Origin of the sequence: Cellulomonas sp. NPDC089187 (assembly GCF_040685135.1) — a bacterium.
Classification (GTDB): Bacteria; Actinomycetota; Actinomycetes; order Actinomycetales; family Cellulomonadaceae; genus Cellulomonas.
The window spans coordinates 562369-582731 of record NZ_JBFBHI010000001.1; the positions used below are offsets into that span (position 1 = coordinate 562369).

A 20363-nucleotide genomic window follows, 5' to 3' on the forward strand; every position below is an offset into this window, starting at 1 on the left:
CCACCAATCCCGTGATCTGGGTCGTCCGGCCTAGGCGGAGATGCCAAGATGGTCGACGACTCACTACCACCGACGTCACTTCAAGGAGCCACCACGTGTCCGACACGACCGGGTCCGCTTTCGACATCGTCGTCCTGGGCGGAGGGAGTGGCGGCTACGCGGCTGCACTCCGCGGTGCCCAGCTCGGCCTGAGCGTCGCCCTCATCGAGGCCGACAAGGTCGGCGGGACCTGCCTCCACAAGGGCTGCATCCCGACCAAGGCCCTGCTGCACGCGGCCGAACTGGCCGACAATGCCCGTGAGGGTGCGCACTTTGGCGTGCACACCGAGCTCACCGGCATCGACATGAACGGCGTCAACGAGTACAAGGACTCGGTGATCGGCCGTCTCTACAAGGGTCTGCAGGGGCTGATCAAGTCCCGCAAGATCACCGTGATCGAGGGCTACGGCAAGCTCGTCGGCCCCGACACCATCGAGGTCAACGGCGAGCGCGTGACCGGCAAGCACATCGTGCTGGGCACCGGCTCCTACGCCCGATCGCTGCCCGGTCTGGAGATCGGCGGCCGGGTGATCACCTCCGACCAGGCGCTGAAGCTGGACTGGGTGCCGAAGTCGGCGATCATCCTCGGCGGCGGCGTGATCGGCTCCGAGTTCGCCTCCGTGTGGAAGAGCTTCGGCGCGGACGTCACGATCATCGAGGCGCTCCCCCACTTGGTCCCGAACGAGGACGAGGCGCTGTCCAAGGCCTTCGAGCGGGCGTTCCGCAAGCGCGGCATCAACTTCAACCTGGGCGTCCGGTTCTCCGGTGTGACCCAGGACGACAACGGCGTGCACGTCTCGCTGGAGGACGGCAAGACCTTCGACGCCGACCTGCTGCTGGTCGCCGTTGGCCGTGGCCCGTCGACCTCTGGTCTGGGCTACGAGGAGCAGGGCCTGACCCTGGACCGCGGGTTCGTCATCACCAACGAGCGGCTGCACACCGGTGTGGGCAACATCTACGCCGTCGGCGACATCGTCCCGGGCCTGCAGCTCGCACACCGCGGCTTCGCCCAGGGCATCTTCGTCGCCGAGGAGATCGCCGGTCTGAACCCCGCGCCGATCGTCGAGTCCGGCATCCCGCGCGTCACCTACTCCGAGCCCGAGGTCGCCTCGGTCGGCCTCACCGAGGCCAAGGCCAAGGAGCTGCACGGCGCGGAGAACGTCGAGACCGTCGAGTACAACCTCGGTGGCAACGGCAAGAGCCAGATCCTGGCCACCACCGGATTCGTCAAGCTGGTGCGCCAGAAGGACGGCCCGGTGATCGGTGTCCACATGATCGGCGCCCGTGTGGGCGAGCTGATCGGTGAGGGCCAGCTCATCGTGAACTGGGAGGCGTACCCCGAGGACGTCGCCGCCCTGGTCCACGCCCACCCCACGCAGAACGAGGCTCTCGGCGAGGCGCACTTGGCGCTGGCCGGCAAGCCGCTGCACGCCCACAACTGACCTAGATTCGAAGGAGACACGAGGTCATGTCCGACAACGTGCAGCTTCCCGCGCTCGGTGAGTCCGTCACCGAGGGCACCGTCACCCGCTGGCTGAAGAACATCGGCGACACCGTCGCCGTCGACGAGCCGCTGCTGGAGATCTCCACCGACAAGGTGGACACCGAGGTCCCCTCGCCCTTCGCCGGCGTGCTGGAGCAGATCCTGGTGCAGGAGGACGAGACCGCTGAGGTCGGTGCTGTCCTGGCCGTGATCGGCGACGGCAGCGGTGCGGGTTCCGCCGAGGCACCCGCGGCTCCGGCGCAGGAGTCCCCCGCCGAGCAGCCCGCCGCCGAGGCCGCCCCGGCCGCGCAGGAGGAGGCTCCGGCCCCCGCCGCGCAGTCCGGTGGGCAGGGCGCGTCCGAGGGCGAGCAGGTCACCCTGCCCGCGCTGGGCGAGTCCGTCACCGAGGGCACCGTCACCCGCTGGCTGAAGTCGGTCGGTGACAGCGTCGAGGTCGACGAGCCGCTGCTGGAGATCTCCACCGACAAGGTGGACACCGAGGTGCCCTCGCCGTTCGCGGGCACCCTGCTGGAGATCCTGGTCGGCGAGGACGAGACCGCGCAGGTCGGTGCTCCGCTGGCCGTGATCGGTTCGGGCAGTGCCTCGGCACCCGCCGCTGCTCCGGCCGCCGAGGCCCCGAAGGCCGAGTCCGCTCCGGCTCCGGTTCCCGCCCCCGTCGCTGCTCCGGCTGCTTCTGCTGCCCCCGCCGCTCCGGCTGCTCCTGCTGCTCCGGCTCAGTCCGAGGCACCGAAGGCCCAGGCCGGTGGCTCCTACCTGACCCCGCTGGTCCGCAAGCTGGCGTCCGAGAAGGGCGTGGACGTGTCCACCCTGGTCGGCACCGGTGTCGGCGGTCGCATCCGCAAGGAGGACGTCCTCGACGCGGCTGCTAAGGCGGAGGCCGCGAAGGCACCCGCCCCGGCTGCTGCTCCGGCCGCTCCGGCTGCGTCGTCCCCGGCCGCGTCGTCGAAGGCCATCGAGCCCTCGCCGCTGCGTGGCACCACGGAGAAGGCCAGCCGCCTGCGCCAGGTGATCGCCGAGCGCATGGTCGACGCCCTGCACTCGCAGGCGCAGCTGACCACCGTGGTCGAGGTGGACGTCACCAAGGTCGCCCGCCTGCGTGCGGCGGCCAAGGAGTCCTTCAAGGCGCGCGAGGGGGTCAACCTGACCTTCCTGCCGTTCTTTGTCGAGGCGGCCATCGAGGCGCTCAAGGTGCACCCCAAGATCAACGGTGTGCTCGAGGGCAAGGAGATCACCTACCACGGGACCGAGAACGTCGGCATCGCAGTGGACACCGAGCGCGGCCTGGTCGTCCCGGTGATCCGCGACGCCGGTGACCTCAACCTGGCCGGGATCGCCCGCAAGATCAACGACCTGGCCGGTCGCACCCGCGCCAACAAGGTCACCCCGGACGAGCTGTCCGGTGCGACCTTCACGGTGACCAACACCGGCTCCGGTGGTGCGCTCTTCGACACCCCGATCGTCCCCGGTGGCACCTCCGCCATCCTGGGCACCGGGACCATCGTCAAGCGCCCGGTGGTCGTCAAGGACGCCGATGGTGCCGAGGTGATCGCCATCCGGTCGATGTGCTACCTGGCCCTGTCCTACGACCACCGCCTGGTGGACGGTGCGGACGCCTCCCGGTACCTGATGACCGTGAAGCAGCGGATCGAGGAGGGCGCGTTCGAGGCCGAGGTCGGCCTCTGATCGACGCCTGATCGCTCCACCCGCGGCCCCCGCGCAGCCCACCGGCTGCCCGGGGGCCGCGGTGCGTCCGGGGATGCTGCCGGGCTCGGTGGATCCGACACTCCGACTTGGGCCTCACCGCCACGTCCGAGTTCGGTGCTGCGGTGCCGACGTCGTCAGCGGGGCCATCGCCCTCGTGCGCGGAGCACCGAACTCGGGCGGCAAGCGGCGGATCACCCTAGGGTCGGGCCCATGCGAGTGGTGATTGCCGGGGCGAGCGGACTGATCGGGACAGCGCTGACGCAGCTGCTGCGGGCCGAGGGGGCCGACGTGGTGCGGCTGGTGCGGCGCGCGCCGACGCACCCGGAAGAGCAGCAGTGGGACCCGGAGCGCGGTCAGCTGGACCCCACGGTGCTGACCGGTGCGGACGCAGTGGTGAACCTGGCCGGTGCCGGGGTCGGGGACAAACGGCTGACCAGCGCGCGCAAGCAGGTGGTGCTGTCCTCGCGCACCACCGGGACCGCGCTGCTGGCCCGCACCATCGCCGGGATGGACGCTCCCCCACCGGTGCTGCTGCAGGGGTCGGCCAGTGGTGCCTACGGCAACCGCGGGGAGGAGGTGCTCACCGAGGACAGTGCCCGCGGCGACACCTTCCTGGCCGGGGTGGTCCGGGCGTGGGAGGACGCCGCGCAGCCCGCCGTCGATGATCCGCGCGTGCGGGTGGCGTTCCTGCGCACCGGGATCGTGCTGACCCCCGGCGGCGGCGCCCTGGGTCCACTGCTGCCGCTGATCCGGCTCGGGTTGGGCGGACCGCTGGGGTCGGGGCGCAACTACTGGGCGTGGATCACGCTGGAGGACGAGGTGCGGGCGATCCGGCACCTGATCGATGTGCCGGTGTCCGGTCCGGTCAATCTGGTGGCCGACGCCGTTCCGAGCGTGCAGGTGGTCCGGGCGCTGGCGCGGGTGGTGCACCGTCCGGCGGTGCTGCCGGTGCCGGGGTTCGCGCTGCGGCTGGTGCTGGGCGAGTTCGCGGACGAGATCCTGGCGTCGCAGCGGATCGTGCCCGCGGTGCTGGATGCCAGCGGCTTCGTGCACCGGCACCGGCAGATCGATGACGCGGCGCAGGCGGTGCTGGCCTGACGATCGCCCCAGCCCGAGGGGCGTCGCACGGTCAGTCCAACCGGACCGCCCGCTGCTCCGCCGCCGATTCCCGCGCTGCATCGAGCACCCGGGCGGTCAGCACCGCATCGGCAGGGTCGACCGGCACCGGTCCCCCATTCAGCGCCCACGCTGCCACCGCGCGGTAGAAGTCCGGGTGCCCGCCGGGGGCACGTCGCACGGGCACGACCTCGTCGCCGCGGACCAGTCGCCCCTCGAAGGGTGATCCGTCCTCGTCCAGCACACTGAACGGGCTGGACTCCCCCTCGAAGCTGGTCACCAGGAACGCCCCGCGGTCGCCCAGCACGCGGGTGCGCGGTCCGGGGGCACCGACCAGGGAACCCGCCTGCAGGTGGCTGATGGTGCCGGAGTGGTGGCGCAGCGCGAGGAACACGTCGTCCACCGCGGGAGTAGTGAGGTTGCGCAGCTCCGCGGTGACCGAGTCGACCGGACCGAAGAGTTGGATCGCGGAGTCGACCAGGTGCGCGCCGAGGTCAAGCAGCAGACCGCCTGCCTCCGGGTCGTTCTCCTTCCAGCGGTCCTGCGGGACGGGCCGCCACCGCTCCCAGCGCCGCTCGAACCGGTGCACCCGGCCGAGCTTCCCCTCCGCGAGGAGCCCGAGCAGGGTGAGCTGCTCAGGGTCCCAGCGGCGGTTCTGGAACACCGTGAGTCGACCGGCACCCAGTTCGGCGAGCCGGGCCGCATCCTCGGCGGTGGTGGCCAATGGCTTGTCGACCACCACATGCGCACCCGCGGCCAGGGCCGCAGTGACGTGGGCGACGTGGTCACCGGTGGGGCTGGCGATCACCACCACGTCGAGTTGATCGGCGTGGGCGAGCAGATCCTCGGCGGTGGCGTCGACCTGCACCCCGGGCCAGTCCTTGGCGGCGGCGGTGGCCCGGGCCGGGTTACGGGTGACGACCCGGACCACCTGCGCCCCGACGTCCCGCAGCAGACGACCGTGGATGCCCCGACCGGCGGAGCCGTACCCGATGATTCCCGCACGCAGTTCGGTCATATCGCCAAGATAGCCGTCACCGGGCGATCTTCGACGGCCACCACACCTTGTCGCCGATGTCGTGCACCAGAGCGGGCACCAGCAGGCTGCGCACCACCAGGGTGTCGACCAGCACGCCGAAGGCCACGATGAACGCCAGCTGCGCCAGGAACAGCAGAGGGATCACACCCAACGCCGCGAAGGTCACCGCCAGCACCACACCCGCGGAGGTGATCACCCCACCGGTCACCGCCAGGCCGTGGCGCACCCCCTCGCGGGTGCCGATCTTCAGGCTCTCCTCCCGGACCCGGGTCATCAGGAAGATCGAGTAGTCGACGCCCAGCGCGATCAAGAAGGTGAAGGCGTACAGCGGCACCGCCGGGTCCGCCCCGGGGTAGTCGAGCACGTGGTTGAACACCAGCGCCGCCACGCCGAGCGCCGCCGCGAAGGACAGCACATTGGCCAGCATCAGCAACACCGCCGCGAGCACCGAGCGCAGCAGCAACATGAGGATCAGCAGGATCACCACGAGCACCACCGGGACGATCACCTGCAGATCCCGAGTGCCCGCATCCTGAGCGTCCAGGGTCTCGGCTGCGGCACCGCCGACCAGCGCGTCGTCGGCAACCTCGTGAACGGCGGCACGCACCCGCTCAACGGCGTCGACCCCGGCGGTGGTGTCCGCACCTGCCTCGGTGGTCACATCGATTCGGACCCGACCGTCGACCACCACGGGCTCGACTTCCTCCTGACCAGGTGCCCCGCCGAAGCTGCTCGACCCGGTGTACACCGCCGCCGACAGCACCCCGTCGACGCCCTGCGCGGCCTCGATCACCGCATCCGACTCGTCGGCGTCCACGAACACCGTCGAGGGCTGCACCACACCGGCCGGGAAGTGCGCGGCCAGCACGTCCTCGCCGTCCACCGAGTCGACCTGAGTACGGAAGACATCCGCCTGGCTGGTGCCCTGCGCCTGAAAGGTCGGCAGGAACGCGGCAGCGATGAGCAGCACCACCGTGGTGCCGATCCACACCCGGCGGTCCCGACGACCGACCCACCCGGCGAGTTTGGTCCACACGCCGTGTCCGGTGTGCGTGGGGTCGGTGTCGACCACCGGCTTGCGCGGCCAGAACAGTGCGCGCGAGCGCTTGCCGAGCATCAGCAGCATCAACGGCAGCAGGCTGAACGACGCTAGGTAGGCGGCGACGATGCCGATGGCACCGACCGGTCCCAGCGAACGGTTCGAGGCCAGGTCGCTGAGCAGCAGGCAGAGCAGACCGGCGATCACGGTCCCCGCCGAAGCGCTGATCGGTTCCAGCGAGGCGCGCAGCGCGGTGCGCATTGCGGCGGCCGGAGACTCGACCAGGCGCAGCTCCTCCCGGTAGCGGGCGACGATCAGCAGCGCGTAGTCCACCGAGGCACCAACGACCAGGATCGACAGGATGCCCTGGGCCTGACCGTTCAACGCCAGCACACCCGCATCAGCCAGGTGGTACACCACCAGCGCGGCGGCGCACAGCGCGAAGACGGCGTTGATGATGACCAGGAACGGCAGGAAGGGCGAGCGGTAGACCAGCACCAGGATGACCAGCACCGCACCGAGCGCCACCAGCAGCAGCACACCGTCGATGCCACCGAAGGCGGTCACCAGGTCGGCGACATACCCGCCCGGCCCGGTCACCCAGGAGGACAGCTGCGTGCCACCCAGGTCCTCGGCCAGCGCCTCGCGCAGCACCTCGACCACCGCGCCGGTGACCCGCTCATCATTCGCCAGGATCGAGTCCGCCTGCTCCGCGTCCAGGGACAGTGGCACCAGCAGCGCCTCACCGTCCTCCGACGGCACCACCACCGGATCGGCGGTCAGCACCTCACCGAGCGTGGCGGGATCGCCCTCGGCCGGGTCTGCACCGGGCAGGTCCAGCGCCGGCCACTGCTCGGCGGCCGCACCGACGGTCGCCATCGCATCGGCGGGCAGTGCGGCATCGGCCTCATCGGAGGTGATCACCACCAGCACCGGCAGGGCCTCGCCCTCGGTGAAGGCTTCGGCCTCCTTGGCCGCCCGGGTCGATTCGGCTGACGACGGCAGGAACGCCGCCGAGTCATTGGTCTGCACCTGAGACAGTTGCCCCTGGGACATCCCACCGAAGGCTCCGACCGCAAGCCACGCCGCGACCAGCACCAGGATGCCCAGACCCCGCACCACAGCATTCCTCAGCATGCTGAGCACTATGCGGGAGCTCGCCCGATCCGGCAACATCTACCAGGACACGATGACGAGACACCCCGGCAAGACCGGGGCACAGGAGGCGCAGACGTGACGCAGCACACCGCCGGGGGGCGACCGGAGTCCCCGCGGAGCTGGTCCGAGATGACCTCCGACGACCCCGCCGACTGGCCCCTGGGCCGGCTGCTGTCGGCGGCGGCGCGCCGGGTCGAGCGGGAGTGGAACGGGCACCTCGACGCGTGGGAACTCAACCACGCCAGCTTCCCGGTGCTGCTCATGCTGCTCGGCGGACCGCACAACCAAGCCGAATTGGCCACCGCCTGCCAGGTCACCGAGCAGACGATGAGCCGGATCCTGTCCCGATTGGAGCGCACCGGGCACATCCGGCGCACCCCGCACCGCCTGGATCGGCGCAAGCACCAGGTGGAGATCACCGACACCGGTCGTCAGGCCGCAGCCCTGGCCGCCGACCAGCACGCCGCAGACCGGATCGCCGCCCGGGGCCTGACCGACGATCAGGTGGCGCAGCTCAGGCAGTTGCTGGCCGCGGTGGCACGCCCCGCAGACTGACCGCGATCGAGCGCGCCCACTCGGCCACCTCGTCGAAGTCCCGGTGGTCGCCGTCCTCCGCGTCGATCAGCGCCACCAGCGCCCGCTCGGCCAAGTCCAGCTCGGCGCTGCGCAGCTGCCCACCGAACTCGGCCACCTCCCGGGCATCGACCCGTCGGGCAATGACCTCCAGATCATCCGGAGGGGTGGCTGCTTCACCCGTCAACCGCCCACCATGGCCGACCGGCCCGGACCAGAACAGCCACACCGGCAGCGCCGCGAGCTGACCGCCCTGACGCTCCACCAGATCACGCAATGACACCGCCAGCCGCCCGGCGTACACCGCCGAGCCCAGGATCACCGCGTCATAGTCCGTCACCCGCCGAACGTCCTCCGGGTCGCGGTGCTCCACCGTATGCCCCTCGGTGGCCAGCACCTCGGCCACCGCCGCACCGATCTCCCGAGTACCCCCGTGCCGGGACGCCGTCGTCACCAGGATGCGCATCTCGTCCTCCCCCGTGCCACCGATTCCCCAGCGTCGACCCGAGCGGCACCCGATTGCCAGGGCCACAGGTCCCGTCCGCCCTGGGCGTAGTGATCCGGCGCGGCGCAGGGAGGGCACCGACGGTCGGTAGACTCCCGGGTCATGGCGCGCGAACCGAAGGCCCCCAAGGTCAAGAAGACCCGGTGGTATCACCAGGTCTGGCAGGCATACCAGATGACCCGGCAGCAGGACCCTGCCGTCACCTGGATCATCCTCGCGGTGTTCTTCGGGATCATCGCCGTCGGTGTGATCATCGGCGTGATCATCGGCCACTGGGTCTACATGCTGTTCCTGTCGCTGCTGATCGCCGCGCTGGCCGCCATGTTCACCCTGACCCGTCGCGCCGAGCGTGCCGCCTACGGTCGGATCGAGGGCCAGCCCGGTGCCGCCATCTCCGCCCTCGGCACCATCCGCCGCGGCTGGACCTTCACCCAGGAGCCGGTGGCCATGTCCCCGCGCACCCAGGACATGGTGTTCCGCGGTGTGGGCCGGGCCGGTGTCGTCCTGGTCGGCGAGGGCCCCTCGCACCGGATCGACAAGCTGCTGGAGTCCGAGCGCAAGCGCACCGCCCGCGTGCTGCCGAACGTCCCGATCACCCTGATCGAGGTCGGCCGTGAGGAGGGCCAGGTGCCGCTCCCCCAGCTCGCCCGCAAGGTGCAGCGTCTCAAGCCGACGCTGACCAAGGTCGAGACCGGTGAGGTGGTCAAGCGCCTGACCGCCCTCGGTGCGATGAAGGTGCCGGTGCCCAAGGGCGTCGACCCGATGCGCGCCCGGCCCGACCGCAAGGGCATGCGCGGCCGCTGATCTCGATGTCGACCGGTCCCACAGTCGACCCGCTGGTATTCCGCGTCACCGAGCCACGGGTGCCGAGCCTTCAGCTCCGTTCCGCTGCGCGCCAGCTCGCGATCTGTCGGGGCGAGGAGCCCGTGCTGCTCGCCCTGATCGAGGACGGGTGGCACGGACTCGACCTGATCCTCGGGGATGAGCCCAGTCGCCCGAGCATCCCTCCGTTCACGGCGGAGCAGGCACGCCGATGGGCGGACGACCCGCGTGCATGGGCGGTCTGGTTCCGCGAACAACTCCGTGCCGCCTCGACCTCGCCCTTGCATACGGGCGACTGGCGGGTGACCGGCACCCACGACCCGCAGGGGTCGGCGCTGCTCCCTCCTGGATGGCGGCTCGTGGACTGGGTCGGCGGCACTGCGCACCACGACTTCGGGACCAGGGAGACGCCGCTGATCCCGCTGCGCCCACTCAGCCCGCAAGACGCGGGCCGGGTGCGGGCTCACCGTCGGCTCTGCCGCGAGGGAGCCCTTGCTCCGGTGCTCGTGTGGGAGGTCAGCGGCATCGCCGGCTTCGTCATCATCGATGGTCACGACCGCGTGGTCGCGGCGCTCACGGAGGGCAGGCCGGTCCCCTTCCTGGTGCTCCAGCGCCACGATCACGAACGTGTGGCCGAGAGGTGGCAGCGTGTCCAACTCCCGGCATTCCGCAGTGCCCTGGAGCACGCCGACGAGGCGGAGCGCCAGGGCGCGCCCCCGTCCCTCGCAGAGAGCTTCCGCCGTCAGGCCGGCAGCCACCTGGTGGACGACGTCGATGCGAGCACACCCAGTGCGGCGTGGTCCCTGACTCCGGAGCAGTGGAGTGCACTCATGCGGAGGGCGCGGCGCTAACGGAGCCCGCGCGCAAGCCGGACCAGTGCCGACAACCGACCCCCGGACGGCGCGCTCAGGCTCAGCGGCGCACGATCGCCGTGCCGGCCAGCCGGTCGTGCAGGCCGCGACCGTCGGCGTCCCAGATCACCGCCGGGATCACCAGGCACAGCAGCACCGTGCGGACCAGCCCGCGCAGCGGCCCGGCGGGCAGATCCGGACCCGGGTCATGCGCCGACCCGTCGTCCAGCAGGGTCCGAGGTGCGACCAGTCGACGCACCCGCAGCCCGAACAGCGCGTGGCCGAGCGTGGAGCCCATCGTGCCGACCAGCAGCACGTTCTCCACCGCAAAGATGATCAGCGCCGCCATCGGGTGCGCATCAAAGAACGCATAGGCGATGGCCTGACAGGCGGCCCAGTCGACCAGCAGCGCCCCGACCCGTCGACCCATCCCGGCCAGCGAGCCGCGCCCCTCCGGCGGCAGACCCAGGCGACTACCCCGCGGCGCGCCCGCCCCACCGCCCACCGGCGGCCCGGACAGCCACGACCCGACGTCCTCGCGTTCGACCATGCGCACCAGGGTAAACGGTCAGCCCGGGCGTTCCGCCTGACGGGAACGGACCGCCCGGATCTGGACACACCGCACGAACGCCCAGGTCAGGTCACCTGCTCGACACACAAGGCCGCGATCCGTAACACGCCGGAAACAATCGGTACACCGCAGGGAAACTGCTCGGGCCTAGCCTCGACTCGCCCGCTCACGCGAGCACCCCGACCCGAGGAGCAGCGGATGTTCAGCAAGCCAGAGGAACTCCTGGCCTATATCAAGTCCGAGGACGTGAAGTTCGTCGACATCAGGTTCTGCGACCTGCCCGGCGTGATGCAGCACTTCAACATCCCGGCGGCCACGGTCGACGAGGACTTCTTCACCACCGGCCAGATGTTCGACGGGTCCTCGATCCGCGGCTTCCAGGCGATCAACGAGTCGGACATGAAGCTGGTGCCGGACGTCACCACCGCCTTCATCGACCCGTTCCGGATCGAGAAGACCCTGGCGCTGAACTTCCACGTCGTCGACCCCTACACCGACGAGCCCTACTCCCGTGACCCGCGCCAGGTCGCCGCCAAGGCCGAGGCCTACCTGCGCAGCACCGGCATCGCGGACACCGCATTCTTCGCCCCGGAGGCGGAGTTCTACATCTTCGATGACATCCGGTTCCAGACCCGCCAGGACGCGTCGTTCTACTACATCGACTCCATCGAGGCCGCGTGGAACACCGGTCGCGAGGAGCCGGGCGGCAACCTCGGGCACAAGACCCCCTACAAGGGCGGCTACTTCCCTGTGGCGCCGGTGGACCACTTCGCCGACCTGCGCGACGCCATCTCCCTGCAGCTGGACGAGCTCGGCTTCGAGGTCGAGCGTGCCCACCACGAGGTCGGCACCGCCGGTCAGGCCGAGATCAACTACCGCTTCGACACGCTCGCCAAGTCCGCGGACAAGGTGCAGCTGTTCAAGTACGTGGTGAAGAACGTCGCCCACGAGGCCGGCCACACCGCCACCTTCATGCCGAAGCCGATCTTCGGCGACAACGGCTCGGGCATGCACGTCCACCAGTCACTGTGGAAGGACGGCGAGCCGCTGTTCTTCGACGAGAAGGGCTACGGCGGCCTGTCCGACCTCGCTCGCTGGTACATCGGTGGCCTGCTCAAGCACGCCCCGTCGCTGCTGGCCTTCACCAACCCGACGGTGAACTCCTACCACCGCCTGGTCCCCGGGTTCGAGGCACCGGTCAACCTGGTCTACTCGGCCCGCAACCGTTCCGCCTGCATCCGCATCCCGGTCACCGGCTCCTCGCCGAAGGCCAAGCGGATCGAGTTCCGCGTGCCGGATCCCTCGGGCAACCCGTACCTGGGCTTCGCCGCGATGCTGATGGCCGGCCTCGACGGCATCCAGAACCGGATCGAGCCGCCGGAGCCCGTCGACAAGGACCTGTACGAGCTGCCCCCCGAGGAGCACGCGCAGATCCAGCAGGTGCCGGGCTCGCTGTCCGAGGTGCTGGACGCCCTGGAGGCGGACCACGACTACCTCACCGCGGGCAACGTGTTCACCCCGGACCTGATCCGGACCTGGATCGACTACAAGCGGTCCGCGGAGATTGACCCGATCCGGCTGCGCCCGCACCCGCACGAGTTCGAGCTGTACTACGACGTCTGATCGGCTGCTCCCGGTCAGCACGCATACGAGGGGCGTCTCCCGTCTGGGAGGCGCCCCTCGTGGCATCTGCGGTCCCGCTCCGATCAGGCCTGAGGTGGCTAGGCCGGGGCGGTCTGGGTGGTCAGGCTCGGGTGGCAGCCTGGTCGAGGGTCGAAGCGGTCGGCTCGCCGGGAGCCAGGTGCGTCCGGTCGTCCGACATAAAGAACCGCGCCACCAGCGTCACCGCGAGGATCACCCCCGCCATGATCAGGTACGAGTGCGCGAAGCCGATCGCCTCGTAGGACGCCCCGAACACGGACGCGAAGATCGCGATGCCGATCTGCTTGGCGAAGTTGAAGCCGAGCATGTACGCGGTGGCGGAGATCCGGACGTCGAACATCCGGGTGATGTACTTCATCACCGAGACCAGCAGGAACGGCATCTCGATGGCGGCGAGCAGGCGCCAGGCGATCAGCAGCCACTCGTGGGTGAAGAACGCCGAGCCGAGCACGCGGACCAGCAGGATCGCGGCGAAGACCATCAGACCCTTACGGGCACCGATCTTGTTGACGATGAACGGCGCGGCGACCATGAACGCCGCCTCAGCGAAGATCTGCACCGCGACCACTCGGGAGAACAGCACCTCGGCATCGCCGGTGGTGACGAAGGTGGCGAAGTAGTTCGGGAACTGCTGGTCGAAGACGTCGTAGAGCGCCGCGGTGCCGAACATCAGGATGACGAAGCCCAGGAAGTTCCGGTCCTTGAGCAGGCCGACGATGGTGGCCTTGGTGATCTTGGTGCCGCCGGTGTCGGACTCGCCGGCAGCCTCGACGGCAGTGGCGGTCTTGGGAACCCGGGCCAGGAACAGCAGGGTGCCGAGCACGATGGCGGAGACCGATCCGGCCCACCAGATGCTGTCCGGGTTGGCGGCCCAGATGAAGCCGCCGACCAGCGCGGCGGTGCCACCTGCGAGGGAGCCGAAGAGTCGGGCGTGGCCGTACTCGTAGCCGTTGGCGCGACTGGCCCGCTCGGAGAAGGCCTCGACGACGCCGACACCGGAGTTCAGGCACAGGCTGAGGAAGATGCCGCCGACGACTGCCGCCAGGTACTCGTTGACCCCGATGAGGGGCTGGAACACGAAGACGAAGAACGGCCCCATGAACGCGGCGCAGACCACGACAAAGCTGAACAGGTACTTCTTGAATCCGATCCGGTCCTGCAGGTAGCCGTAGATCGGCTGCAGCACCAGGGCGGTGACCGCGGAGACGGTGCTGACCACCCCGATGGCGCCGGGGCCCATGCCCTCACGGGCGAGCCAGAGCGGCAGGAAGGTGAAGGCGAGCTGCCAGATGGCGAAGTAGAAGAAGAACAGGCCGCCGTAGTTCCAGAACACGCCGCGCTTGAGGGATTCCCAGGCGCGGGGCTGGTCGGGGGCGGGTGCGGCTGCGGCATTCACTGGAGCTCTCCGGAGGGGCTGAGGATGGCGGTGGAGGTCGGGACCGGGCGGGTGTCGGGCACCGGGGTGCCCCAGATCGGGTTGCCGTCGGCGCCGAAGGGCAGGATCTGGGCGCGGGCGTGCCGGTTCGGGTCCCAGAGCGGGTCGCCGACGATCTCGGTGTAGGTGCGGGCGTGGTAAACGAGCACCGGGGTGCCGTCGGCCAGCTCAGTGAAGGAGTTGTGGCCGGGGCCGTACTGTCCGGCGGTCGGGTCGGAGACGAACACCGGGGTCTGGCTCTTGGTCCACGATGCCGGGTCGAGCGGGTCGCTGCCGAGCTCCGCAGTGAGCAGGCCCATCGCGTAGTCGATGCCGGTGGCCGCGCCGGAGTAGGTCAGGTAGACCCGTCCGCCGCGGATCAGCACGGACGGGCCCTCGTTGACCCAGAATCCGCGGGTCTCCCAGTCGAACTCCGGTCGCGTCAGCTCGACGGCAGGGCCGGCCAGGGTCCAGGGGTTCGCCATCGGCGCGATGTACAGGTTGGAGTGGCCACGTACGTCGAAGGCCTGCTGCGCCCAGACCAGGTACTGCTGGCCATCGATCACGGTGCTGGTGGCGTCCAGCGCGAAGGACTCCCAGCCGGTGTCGACCTGGCCGCGGTCGATCCACTCGCCGGTGAAGGGGTCGTCGGCGGTGTTCTCCAGCACGAAGACTCGGTGGTTGAAGGTCTCGGGGGTGCCGGGGAGATCGGCGGTGCCGTGGTCGTTCGGGGCGGCGGCGTAGTACACGTACCAGGCGTCGTTCACCCGGTGGATCTCCGGTGCCCAGATCAGGTGTGACTGCGGGCCGGAGTCGTGGCGGGTCCAGATCGTCACTTCTTCCGCGGCCTGGAGGTCCTCCAGGCGTTCGGCCCGGCGCAGCACGATCCGGTCGTAGGCCGGGTGGGAGCCGGTGAAGTAGTACTGCCCGTCGTGGCGCAGGACACACGGGTCCGCACGCTGCAACACGATCGGGTTCACGCCGACCTGGTTCGTCACGTCGTCTCCTCATCGAGACCTCCGACCACCATCGGTCGAAGGTGAGCTTCTACATCGTTGTAATGTTAACGCTCACACACCGTGGAGCGAATGTCCAACCCGACCCCGGGACCTGAGCCCGCAGGGGTCAGCGTGCCGCCAGCCGGTCAACATGCAGGGCGAGGAACGCGACCTCTCCCCCGCCGACCTCCCGCCCGACCCGCGCACCGACCAGCGCGGCGATTCGCTCCGCGCACGCCCACTCCCGGGGACGCGCCGCCCGCAGCGCCGCCGCCATCTGATCATCGGCAGGCTCCCGTACCCCGCGATCCGCCCGCAGGTCAGCGATCAGATAGCGCAGGTGGGTCACAAACCGGGCGGCATCGGCAGAGCGCGGATCGATCCGGGTACCCAGGTCGGCGTCGATCACCCCCACCGCCTCGGACAGCAGCCGGGTCAAGCCCACGGTCTGCGACATATCTGCCGTGCCCAGCTGCGCGTTGACAAAGTGCAGCGCCACAGGCACCGCCTCCTCGTCCGGGAGGCGGACACCGCGACGGCGCTCGATCACCCCGAGGGCACGCCGGGCCAGTGCGACCTCGGCCGGGTACAGCGTCGGCACCTCCCACTGCAACGGATACTCGATCGGCGGGGCCCCCTCCCGCATCCGACGCAGCGCGAAGCTCAGGTGATCGGCCAACGGCAACAACACCTGCTCGGCAGCCTGCGCACCCAGCACGTCCTGCACGTCGGCCAGCACCTCACCGGTCAGATCCAGATCCTCCGGCGGCAGGTCGGTCAACAACCGCGCGATCCGCTCCGCAGGGGTGCCCCGAGTGGGCACGAAGGTCTTGCCGATCTTGGCCGGGTCCACCGGGTCGCCCGGCTTCACTCCGAAGCCGATGCCGGTGCCGAGCAGCACGCGCTCGCCGATGACCGGGTCGACGCCCAGGACGGCGTTGTTGTTGAAGACCTTGGTGACGCGCACGAGGGTCACGGTCGCATTCCGGGCGGTCACAGGTCCACCGGTCGGTCAGCTCCGATGCCACCACCGGCGCTCCCGATGTCCGATTCGCCGGGCGCAGATTCACCCGAACAGCACACGACCCCGGGCCGGATCCCCCATCCGCCCGGGGTCGTGCCGTCAGCCCGCGTCAGAACGCAGGCAGCACCTCGCCGTCCGGCCACCGCTCCTCGATGAAGGCCTTGACCTCATCGGAGTGCAGCAGCTCGTCCAGCTTCACCAGCGCCGGGTTGTCCTTGTCCTCGGCGCGGACCGCCAGGAAGTTGGCGTAGGGGTTGTTCTCGCCGGACTCGATCAGCAGGGAGTCCTCGACCGGGTTCAGACCGGCCTCGAGGGCGTAGTTACCGTTGATGATCGCCAGGTCGACGTCGTCGAGGGCTCGGACCAGGGACTCGGGGGCGGTCTCGATGAACTCGAAGTTCTTCGGGTTGTCCTCGATGTCCAGCAGGGTCGGGTCGGCGTCGCCGGTGTCAGCGAGGGTGATCAGATCGTTCTGGGCCAGGAGGTCGAGGGCACGGGCCTGGTTGCCGGGGTCGTTGGTGATGCCGAACTTCGCACCGTCCGGGACCGCGTCGATGCTGTCGTACTTATTCGAGTAGACCGCGTAGGGCTCGATGTGGATGCCCTCGAAGTGGTCGAAGTCGTAGCCCTGCTCCTCGACCTGCGCGGTGTAGTACGGCAGGTGCTGGAAGTAGTTGGCGTCGATGTCACCCTCGGAGAGCGCGGTGTTCGGCAGGACGTAGTCGTCGTAGGTGACGATGTCCAGGCTCAGACCGGCGTCCTCGGCCAGGTTGTCCTGCACGAATTCCAGGATCTCGGCGTGCGGGGTGGGGCTGGCACCGACCTTGAGGGTGGTGACGCCGCCCTCCGTCGTGCCGGCGCTCGCCTCCTCGGTGGTGGCGGAGCTGCTGGAGCAGGCCGTCAGGGCGAGCGTGGTGGCGGCAGCGAGAGCGAGGGCTCCCCAGGTCTTCCTCATCATGTCCTCCCGGACGGTTGGTGGTGCAGGGGGCTAGACGTCAGCGGTGATCGAGCCGCCGGGCCAGGCGGTCGCCCACGGCTTGGACGACCACGACCATGACGACCAGGACGACGACGCAGGCGAACATCACGCCGTTGTCGAATCGCTGGTAGCCATAGGAGATGGCGAGGGCACCGAGGCCACCCGCGCCGATCACGCCTGCCATGGCCGAGTAGCCGAGCAGGGCGATGACGGTGACGGTGAAGCTGGACACCAGGGCGGGCAGGGCCTCCCGGAGCAGCACGTGCCGCACGATGTTGAGTCGGGTCGCGCCCATCACGCGGGCGGCCTCGACCTTGCCGGGGTTCACGTCGCGGACGGCGGTCTCCACCAGTCGGGCGTAGAACGGGACGGCGCCGATGGTCAGCGGGACGACGGCGGCCTGCCACTGCAACGTGGTGCCGACCACCAGTCGGGTGAACGGGATCAGCGCGATCATCAGGATCAGGAACGGCATCGACCGGATGATGTTGGCGACGAATCCGACCACGGCGTTCACCGGGCGGTTCGGGGTGAGCCCGCCGGTGGAGCTGGCGTGCAGCAGCAGACCCAGGGGCAGGCCGAGCAACGCGGTGAGCGCCCCGGAGAGGACCACCATGTACAGGGTCTCCAGCGTCGCCTCGGGGAACTTCTGCTGGATCACCGGGTTGCTGATCAGGTCGGTCCACCAGCTCATCGGGCCGCCTCCTCGGTCGTCAGGCCCGCGGCGTGCAGGGCGGTGAGCACCTCATCGCGGCGGGCGACCGGCACGTCCAGTTGCAGTCGCCCGACCCCCCGACCGGCCACCTGCTCGATGGCACCGGCGGCGACCTCGACCCCTTCGCCCAGTCCGGCCACCACGGCCAGCACCTCACGGGTGGACGTCCGGCCGTCGTCGAAGGACACCTCGAGCAGTGACCGCTCGGCCCCCACCGGCAGCTCCGGCACCGGGATCAGCTCCCGGGCCAGTCGACTGCCGTGGTCGGCGACCACGTCCCGGACCGCGCCGTGCTGGGCGACCCGGCCGCCGTCGAGCAGCGTCACGGTGTCGCAGACCTGGCGGACGACGGCCATCTCGTGGGTGATCACGATCACCGAGATGCCCAGCCGGTCCCGGAGCTCGCGCACCAGGGACAGGATCTGGCGGGTGGTCTCGCCGTCCAGGGCGGAGGTCGGCTCGTCGCAGAGCAGCACGGCGGGTTCGGCGGCCAGGGCCCGCGCGATGCCGACCCGCTGGCGCTGACCGCCGGAGAGCTGCGCGGGATAGGCGTCGGCGCGATCCCCCAGGCCGACCAGGTCCAGCAGCTCCTGGGCCCGGCGACGACGCTCGGCGCGGCCGACCCCGGCGATCTCCAGGGGGTAGGCCACATTCGCGGCGATGGTGCGCGAGTCGAGCAGGTTGACGTGCTGGAAGACTAGGCCGATGGCCCGACGGGCGGTGCGGAGCTTCTGTTCGGACAGGGTGGACAGGTCGACGCCGTCAACGACCACACTCCCCTCGGTGGGCCGTTCGAGCAGGGTGAGGCAGCGGATCAGGGTCGATTTGCCGGCCCCGGAGCGACCGACCACACCGTGGATCTCCCCGGGCAGCACGCTGAGGTCGACGCCATCCAGGGCGACGACGGCGCGGTCGCCGGCACCGTAAACCTTGCGGAGGCCGGTGATCTGGATGCGCGGAGCTGACATGGCGGAGCCCTTCGGCAGCAGGGGGATGCGTCGACGGGTCGACGCGAGGGCGCGGGGAGCGCTGGTCCGAGGGTGAGTCGGGGTCGGGTCAGAACCGACAACAGCAGCCACGGACGGCGTCGTCCGCGAACAGGCAGCAGCGACGCTCAGGGGTGCGTCGGCTCCGGGTCATGACGGGGACGGTAGCAAGCGATTCGGGCGACTTGAGACGCTTGTCCGAATGATGGACGTCGGCGCGTCAGCTGAGTACATCCGCCCAGGCCACTCGCCACAGCGCGGCCCGAAGAGCGAGACGAACCTGGACACAGCCCGCCCGGTTTCACCCGTTTTGTCACCCATTTCGCCCTCTCGCTCTCCACAGGAACTGCCTAGGTTGCTGGTCGCGACCACATCGGGAGACACCATGCGCACACGGGTGCTGAGTCTGGACGACCTGACTTCCCTAGATCACGCCGCATGGCAACGGCTGGCCGATCGTGCAGTGAGCCCCAACGCCTACCTCGACCCCCGCTTCCTCGCCGGGGTGCGGCACGGATTCTCGGAGTCCGCGCCCCTCCGCCTGATCGTCGCCGAACACGCCGGCAGCTGGCAGGGGGTACTGGCGGTCACCACCACACCGGTGCATCCCCGACTCCCGTGGCGGGCCACGACCACAGGGGGCGACTTCATGACCAGCCATGCGGACCGCCACCACCCGCTGCTCGACCGAGATCACCCCACGCTCGCCGCCCGCGCCCTGCTCGACGGAATGCGCGAGGCCGGACTCCCCCGGTTGGTGCAATTGCAGCACCTGCCCAGCACAGGCCCGGTGGCAGACGCGATCGGTGCGGCAACCTCGGCCGCCCGGATGCCCCTGGTGGATCGCCGCAGATCCTGGGCCCCCGTCGCGCTCCGACACACGGTGCTCAGCCACAGCGCCCCACTCGGGGACGAACCCCTGCCACTCCTCCTGGGGCACCTCACCCGGGACGACGCCCGCAACACGCGGCGTCACCTGCGAGGCATTGCACGCGAGCTCGGCGCACCCGCCCAGGTCGACCCAGTGCGCGACGACCCCGCGCTGGAAGACGAGTTCATCGCGCTGCAGCATGCCGGATGGAAGGGACGCACGGAGACCGGCGGCGCATCACTGCGCCAGCATCCGAACCGCGAGCACTGGTTCCGGCAGACAGTGGCCGCATTCCGAGCCCGGGGCGACCTGATCGGACTGCGGCTGGCCGCGGGCGACCACACCCTGTGGATCGGCTACCTCCTGCGCTCGGGCGACACGTGGTTCAAGTTCCTGGACGCCTACGCCGAGCAGTTCCGCCCGTTCAGCCCGGGCACACTGGGACGACTGGCGGCAATCACCCATGTGTTCACCCAGACCGACGCGCCGCTGTTCGATCCGGGCTTCGATGCGCGCTACACGGTGGGGGCACGACTGTTCCCGGATCGACGCGAGCAGGTCGACGTGGTGGTGGCGACCGGCGGAGTGTGGCCGTCGGCAGTGGTGCGGACTTGGCCATGGGTCAGACGGGCGCGGACGGGTGCGACATCCGGCCGAGCCCAGACTCAGGAGCTAGCGGCCGCGGCAGGTCGCGGCGCACAGTTCGCAGCGCGCAGGCCGACGACGACACGAGCACTCTGAACTGGACGCAAACCTCGTGCCACCATATCGTTTCTCGATGCTATCGACCGAC

The 20363-nt window shown here is 69.9% G+C and carries 18 protein-coding genes; 8 read left to right on the top strand and 10 right to left on the bottom strand.

Annotation, left to right across the window (positions count from 1 at the left end; translation table 11 throughout):
- Positions 1-95 precede the first annotated feature (95 nt).
- From lpdA to AB0N78_RS02730, 3 genes are all read left to right on the top strand, one after another.
- A complete protein-coding gene (lpdA, locus tag AB0N78_RS02720) occupies positions 96-1481 on the top strand; it encodes a dihydrolipoyl dehydrogenase (RefSeq protein WP_363385506.1) in 1386 nt (461 codons plus the stop codon).
- Positions 1482-1507: 26 nt separating this feature from the next.
- Positions 1508-3226: a 2-oxoglutarate dehydrogenase, E2 component, dihydrolipoamide succinyltransferase gene (sucB, locus tag AB0N78_RS02725; RefSeq protein ID WP_363385508.1), complete on the top strand. Its 1719-nt coding sequence runs from the start codon at positions 1508-1510 to the stop codon at positions 3224-3226.
- 231 nt (positions 3227-3457) lie between these two features.
- Positions 3458-4345, top strand: a complete 888-nt coding sequence (locus AB0N78_RS02730; RefSeq protein WP_363385511.1) for a TIGR01777 family oxidoreductase — start codon at positions 3458-3460, stop codon at positions 4343-4345.
- A 31-nt stretch (positions 4346-4376) separates the two neighbouring features.
- On the opposite strand, the gene AB0N78_RS02735 is transcribed toward AB0N78_RS02730, so the two are convergent.
- Both AB0N78_RS02735 and AB0N78_RS02740 read right to left on the bottom strand, forming a co-directional pair.
- Positions 4377-5381 (bottom strand): Gfo/Idh/MocA family oxidoreductase, encoded by a 1005-nt coding sequence (locus AB0N78_RS02735; RefSeq protein WP_363385514.1) that lies wholly within the window; start codon positions 5379-5381, stop codon positions 4377-4379.
- Between the two features lie 16 nt (positions 5382-5397).
- Positions 5398-7578 (bottom strand): MMPL family transporter, encoded by a 2181-nt coding sequence (locus AB0N78_RS02740; protein ID WP_363385517.1) that lies wholly within the window; start codon positions 7576-7578, stop codon positions 5398-5400.
- Between the two features lie 96 nt (positions 7579-7674).
- Between AB0N78_RS02740 and AB0N78_RS02745 the strand changes: the two genes are divergently transcribed.
- Complete coding sequence (locus tag AB0N78_RS02745) at positions 7675-8154, top strand: MarR family transcriptional regulator (protein ID WP_363385520.1); 480 nt, start codon at positions 7675-7677, stop codon at positions 8152-8154.
- Here AB0N78_RS02745 and AB0N78_RS02750 read toward each other — a convergent pair.
- Positions 8114-8638 (bottom strand): flavodoxin domain-containing protein, encoded by a 525-nt coding sequence (locus tag AB0N78_RS02750; protein WP_363385522.1) that lies wholly within the window; start codon positions 8636-8638, stop codon positions 8114-8116. The two genes, AB0N78_RS02745 and AB0N78_RS02750, sit on opposite strands and share 41 nt — an antisense overlap.
- A 141-nt stretch (positions 8639-8779) precedes the next feature.
- Between AB0N78_RS02750 and AB0N78_RS02755 the strand changes: the two genes are divergently transcribed.
- Together AB0N78_RS02755 and AB0N78_RS02760 are read left to right on the top strand one after the other, a co-directional pair.
- Positions 8780-9481 carry a DUF4191 domain-containing protein gene (locus tag AB0N78_RS02755; RefSeq protein WP_363385524.1) on the top strand — a complete coding sequence of 234 codons (702 nt, stop codon included), beginning with the start codon at positions 8780-8782 and terminating at the stop codon, positions 9479-9481.
- A 59-nt stretch (positions 9482-9540) separates the two neighbouring features.
- Positions 9541-10350, top strand: a complete 810-nt coding sequence (locus AB0N78_RS02760; RefSeq protein ID WP_363385526.1) for a hypothetical protein — start codon at positions 9541-9543, stop codon at positions 10348-10350.
- A 61-nt stretch (positions 10351-10411) separates the two neighbouring features.
- Here the strand turns inward: AB0N78_RS02760 and AB0N78_RS02765 are convergent, their stop codons facing one another.
- Positions 10412-10900, bottom strand: coding sequence for an RDD family protein (locus tag AB0N78_RS02765; RefSeq protein WP_363385529.1), 489 nt, complete (start codon positions 10898-10900; stop codon positions 10412-10414).
- 219 nt (positions 10901-11119) lie between these two features.
- Here AB0N78_RS02765 and glnA point away from each other — a divergent pair, with 219 nt between their 5' ends.
- Positions 11120-12544, top strand: a complete 1425-nt coding sequence (gene glnA / locus AB0N78_RS02770) for a type I glutamate--ammonia ligase (protein ID WP_363385532.1) — start codon at positions 11120-11122, stop codon at positions 12542-12544.
- A gap of 121 nt (positions 12545-12665) precedes the next feature.
- Here glnA and AB0N78_RS02775 read toward each other — a convergent pair whose 3' ends face one another.
- From AB0N78_RS02775 to AB0N78_RS02800, 6 genes are all read right to left on the bottom strand, one after another.
- Positions 12666-13979: an oligosaccharide MFS transporter gene (locus AB0N78_RS02775; protein WP_363385535.1), complete on the bottom strand. Its 1314-nt coding sequence runs from the start codon at positions 13977-13979 to the stop codon at positions 12666-12668.
- The gene (locus AB0N78_RS02780) at positions 13976-14995 is read right to left on the bottom strand and encodes a family 43 glycosylhydrolase (protein ID WP_363385538.1); all 1020 of its coding nucleotides are present in this window, start codon (positions 14993-14995) and stop codon (positions 13976-13978) included. The genes AB0N78_RS02775 and AB0N78_RS02780 overlap by 4 nt, the downstream gene beginning before the upstream one ends.
- A 127-nt stretch (positions 14996-15122) precedes the next feature.
- Positions 15123-15971 carry a PRD domain-containing protein gene (locus AB0N78_RS02785; protein WP_363385541.1) on the bottom strand — a complete coding sequence of 283 codons (849 nt, stop codon included), beginning with the start codon at positions 15969-15971 and terminating at the stop codon, positions 15123-15125.
- A gap of 157 nt (positions 15972-16128) precedes the next feature.
- Entirely contained in the window at positions 16129-16974 is an 846-nt protein-coding gene (locus AB0N78_RS02790; protein WP_363385544.1) for a MetQ/NlpA family ABC transporter substrate-binding protein, read from the bottom strand.
- 40 nt (positions 16975-17014) lie between these two features.
- A complete protein-coding gene (locus tag AB0N78_RS02795) occupies positions 17015-17692 on the bottom strand; it encodes a methionine ABC transporter permease (RefSeq protein WP_363385546.1) in 678 nt (225 codons plus the stop codon).
- A complete protein-coding gene (locus tag AB0N78_RS02800) occupies positions 17689-18681 on the bottom strand; it encodes an ATP-binding cassette domain-containing protein (RefSeq protein ID WP_363385549.1) in 993 nt (330 codons plus the stop codon). The genes AB0N78_RS02795 and AB0N78_RS02800 overlap by 4 nt, the downstream gene beginning before the upstream one ends.
- A gap of 220 nt (positions 18682-18901) precedes the next feature.
- On the opposite strand from AB0N78_RS02800, the gene AB0N78_RS02805 reads away from it, so the two are divergent.
- Complete coding sequence (locus tag AB0N78_RS02805) at positions 18902-20311, top strand: GNAT family N-acetyltransferase (protein WP_363385552.1); 1410 nt, start codon at positions 18902-18904, stop codon at positions 20309-20311.
- Positions 20312-20363: the final 52 nt, after the last annotated feature.

Coding starts and splice junctions, on each gene's coding strand:
- sucB (WP_363385508.1), top strand. CDS start 1,508: ATGTCCGACAACGTGCAGCTTCCCGCGCTCGGTGAGTCCGTCACCGAG.
- AB0N78_RS02730 (WP_363385511.1), top strand. CDS start 3,458: ATGCGAGTGGTGATTGCCGGGGCGAGCGGACTGATCGGGACAGCGCTG.
- AB0N78_RS02735 (WP_363385514.1), bottom strand. CDS start 5,381: ATGACCGAACTGCGTGCGGGAATCATCGGGTACGGCTCCGCCGGTCGG.
- AB0N78_RS02740 (WP_363385517.1), bottom strand. CDS start 7,578: ATGCTGAGGAATGCTGTGGTGCGGGGTCTGGGCATCCTGGTGCTGGTC.
- AB0N78_RS02750 (WP_363385522.1), bottom strand. CDS start 8,638: ATGCGCATCCTGGTGACGACGGCGTCCCGGCACGGGGGTACTCGGGAG.
- AB0N78_RS02755 (WP_363385524.1), top strand. CDS start 8,780: ATGGCGCGCGAACCGAAGGCCCCCAAGGTCAAGAAGACCCGGTGGTAT.
- AB0N78_RS02765 (WP_363385529.1), bottom strand. CDS start 10,900: ATGGTCGAACGCGAGGACGTCGGGTCGTGGCTGTCCGGGCCGCCGGTG.
- glnA (WP_363385532.1), top strand. CDS start 11,120: ATGTTCAGCAAGCCAGAGGAACTCCTGGCCTATATCAAGTCCGAGGAC.
- AB0N78_RS02790 (WP_363385544.1), bottom strand. CDS start 16,974: ATGAGGAAGACCTGGGGAGCCCTCGCTCTCGCTGCCGCCACCACGCTC.
- AB0N78_RS02795 (WP_363385546.1), bottom strand. CDS start 17,692: ATGAGCTGGTGGACCGACCTGATCAGCAACCCGGTGATCCAGCAGAAG.
- AB0N78_RS02800 (WP_363385549.1), bottom strand. CDS start 18,681: ATGTCAGCTCCGCGCATCCAGATCACCGGCCTCCGCAAGGTTTACGGT.
- AB0N78_RS02805 (WP_363385552.1), top strand. CDS start 18,902: ATGATGGACGTCGGCGCGTCAGCTGAGTACATCCGCCCAGGCCACTCG.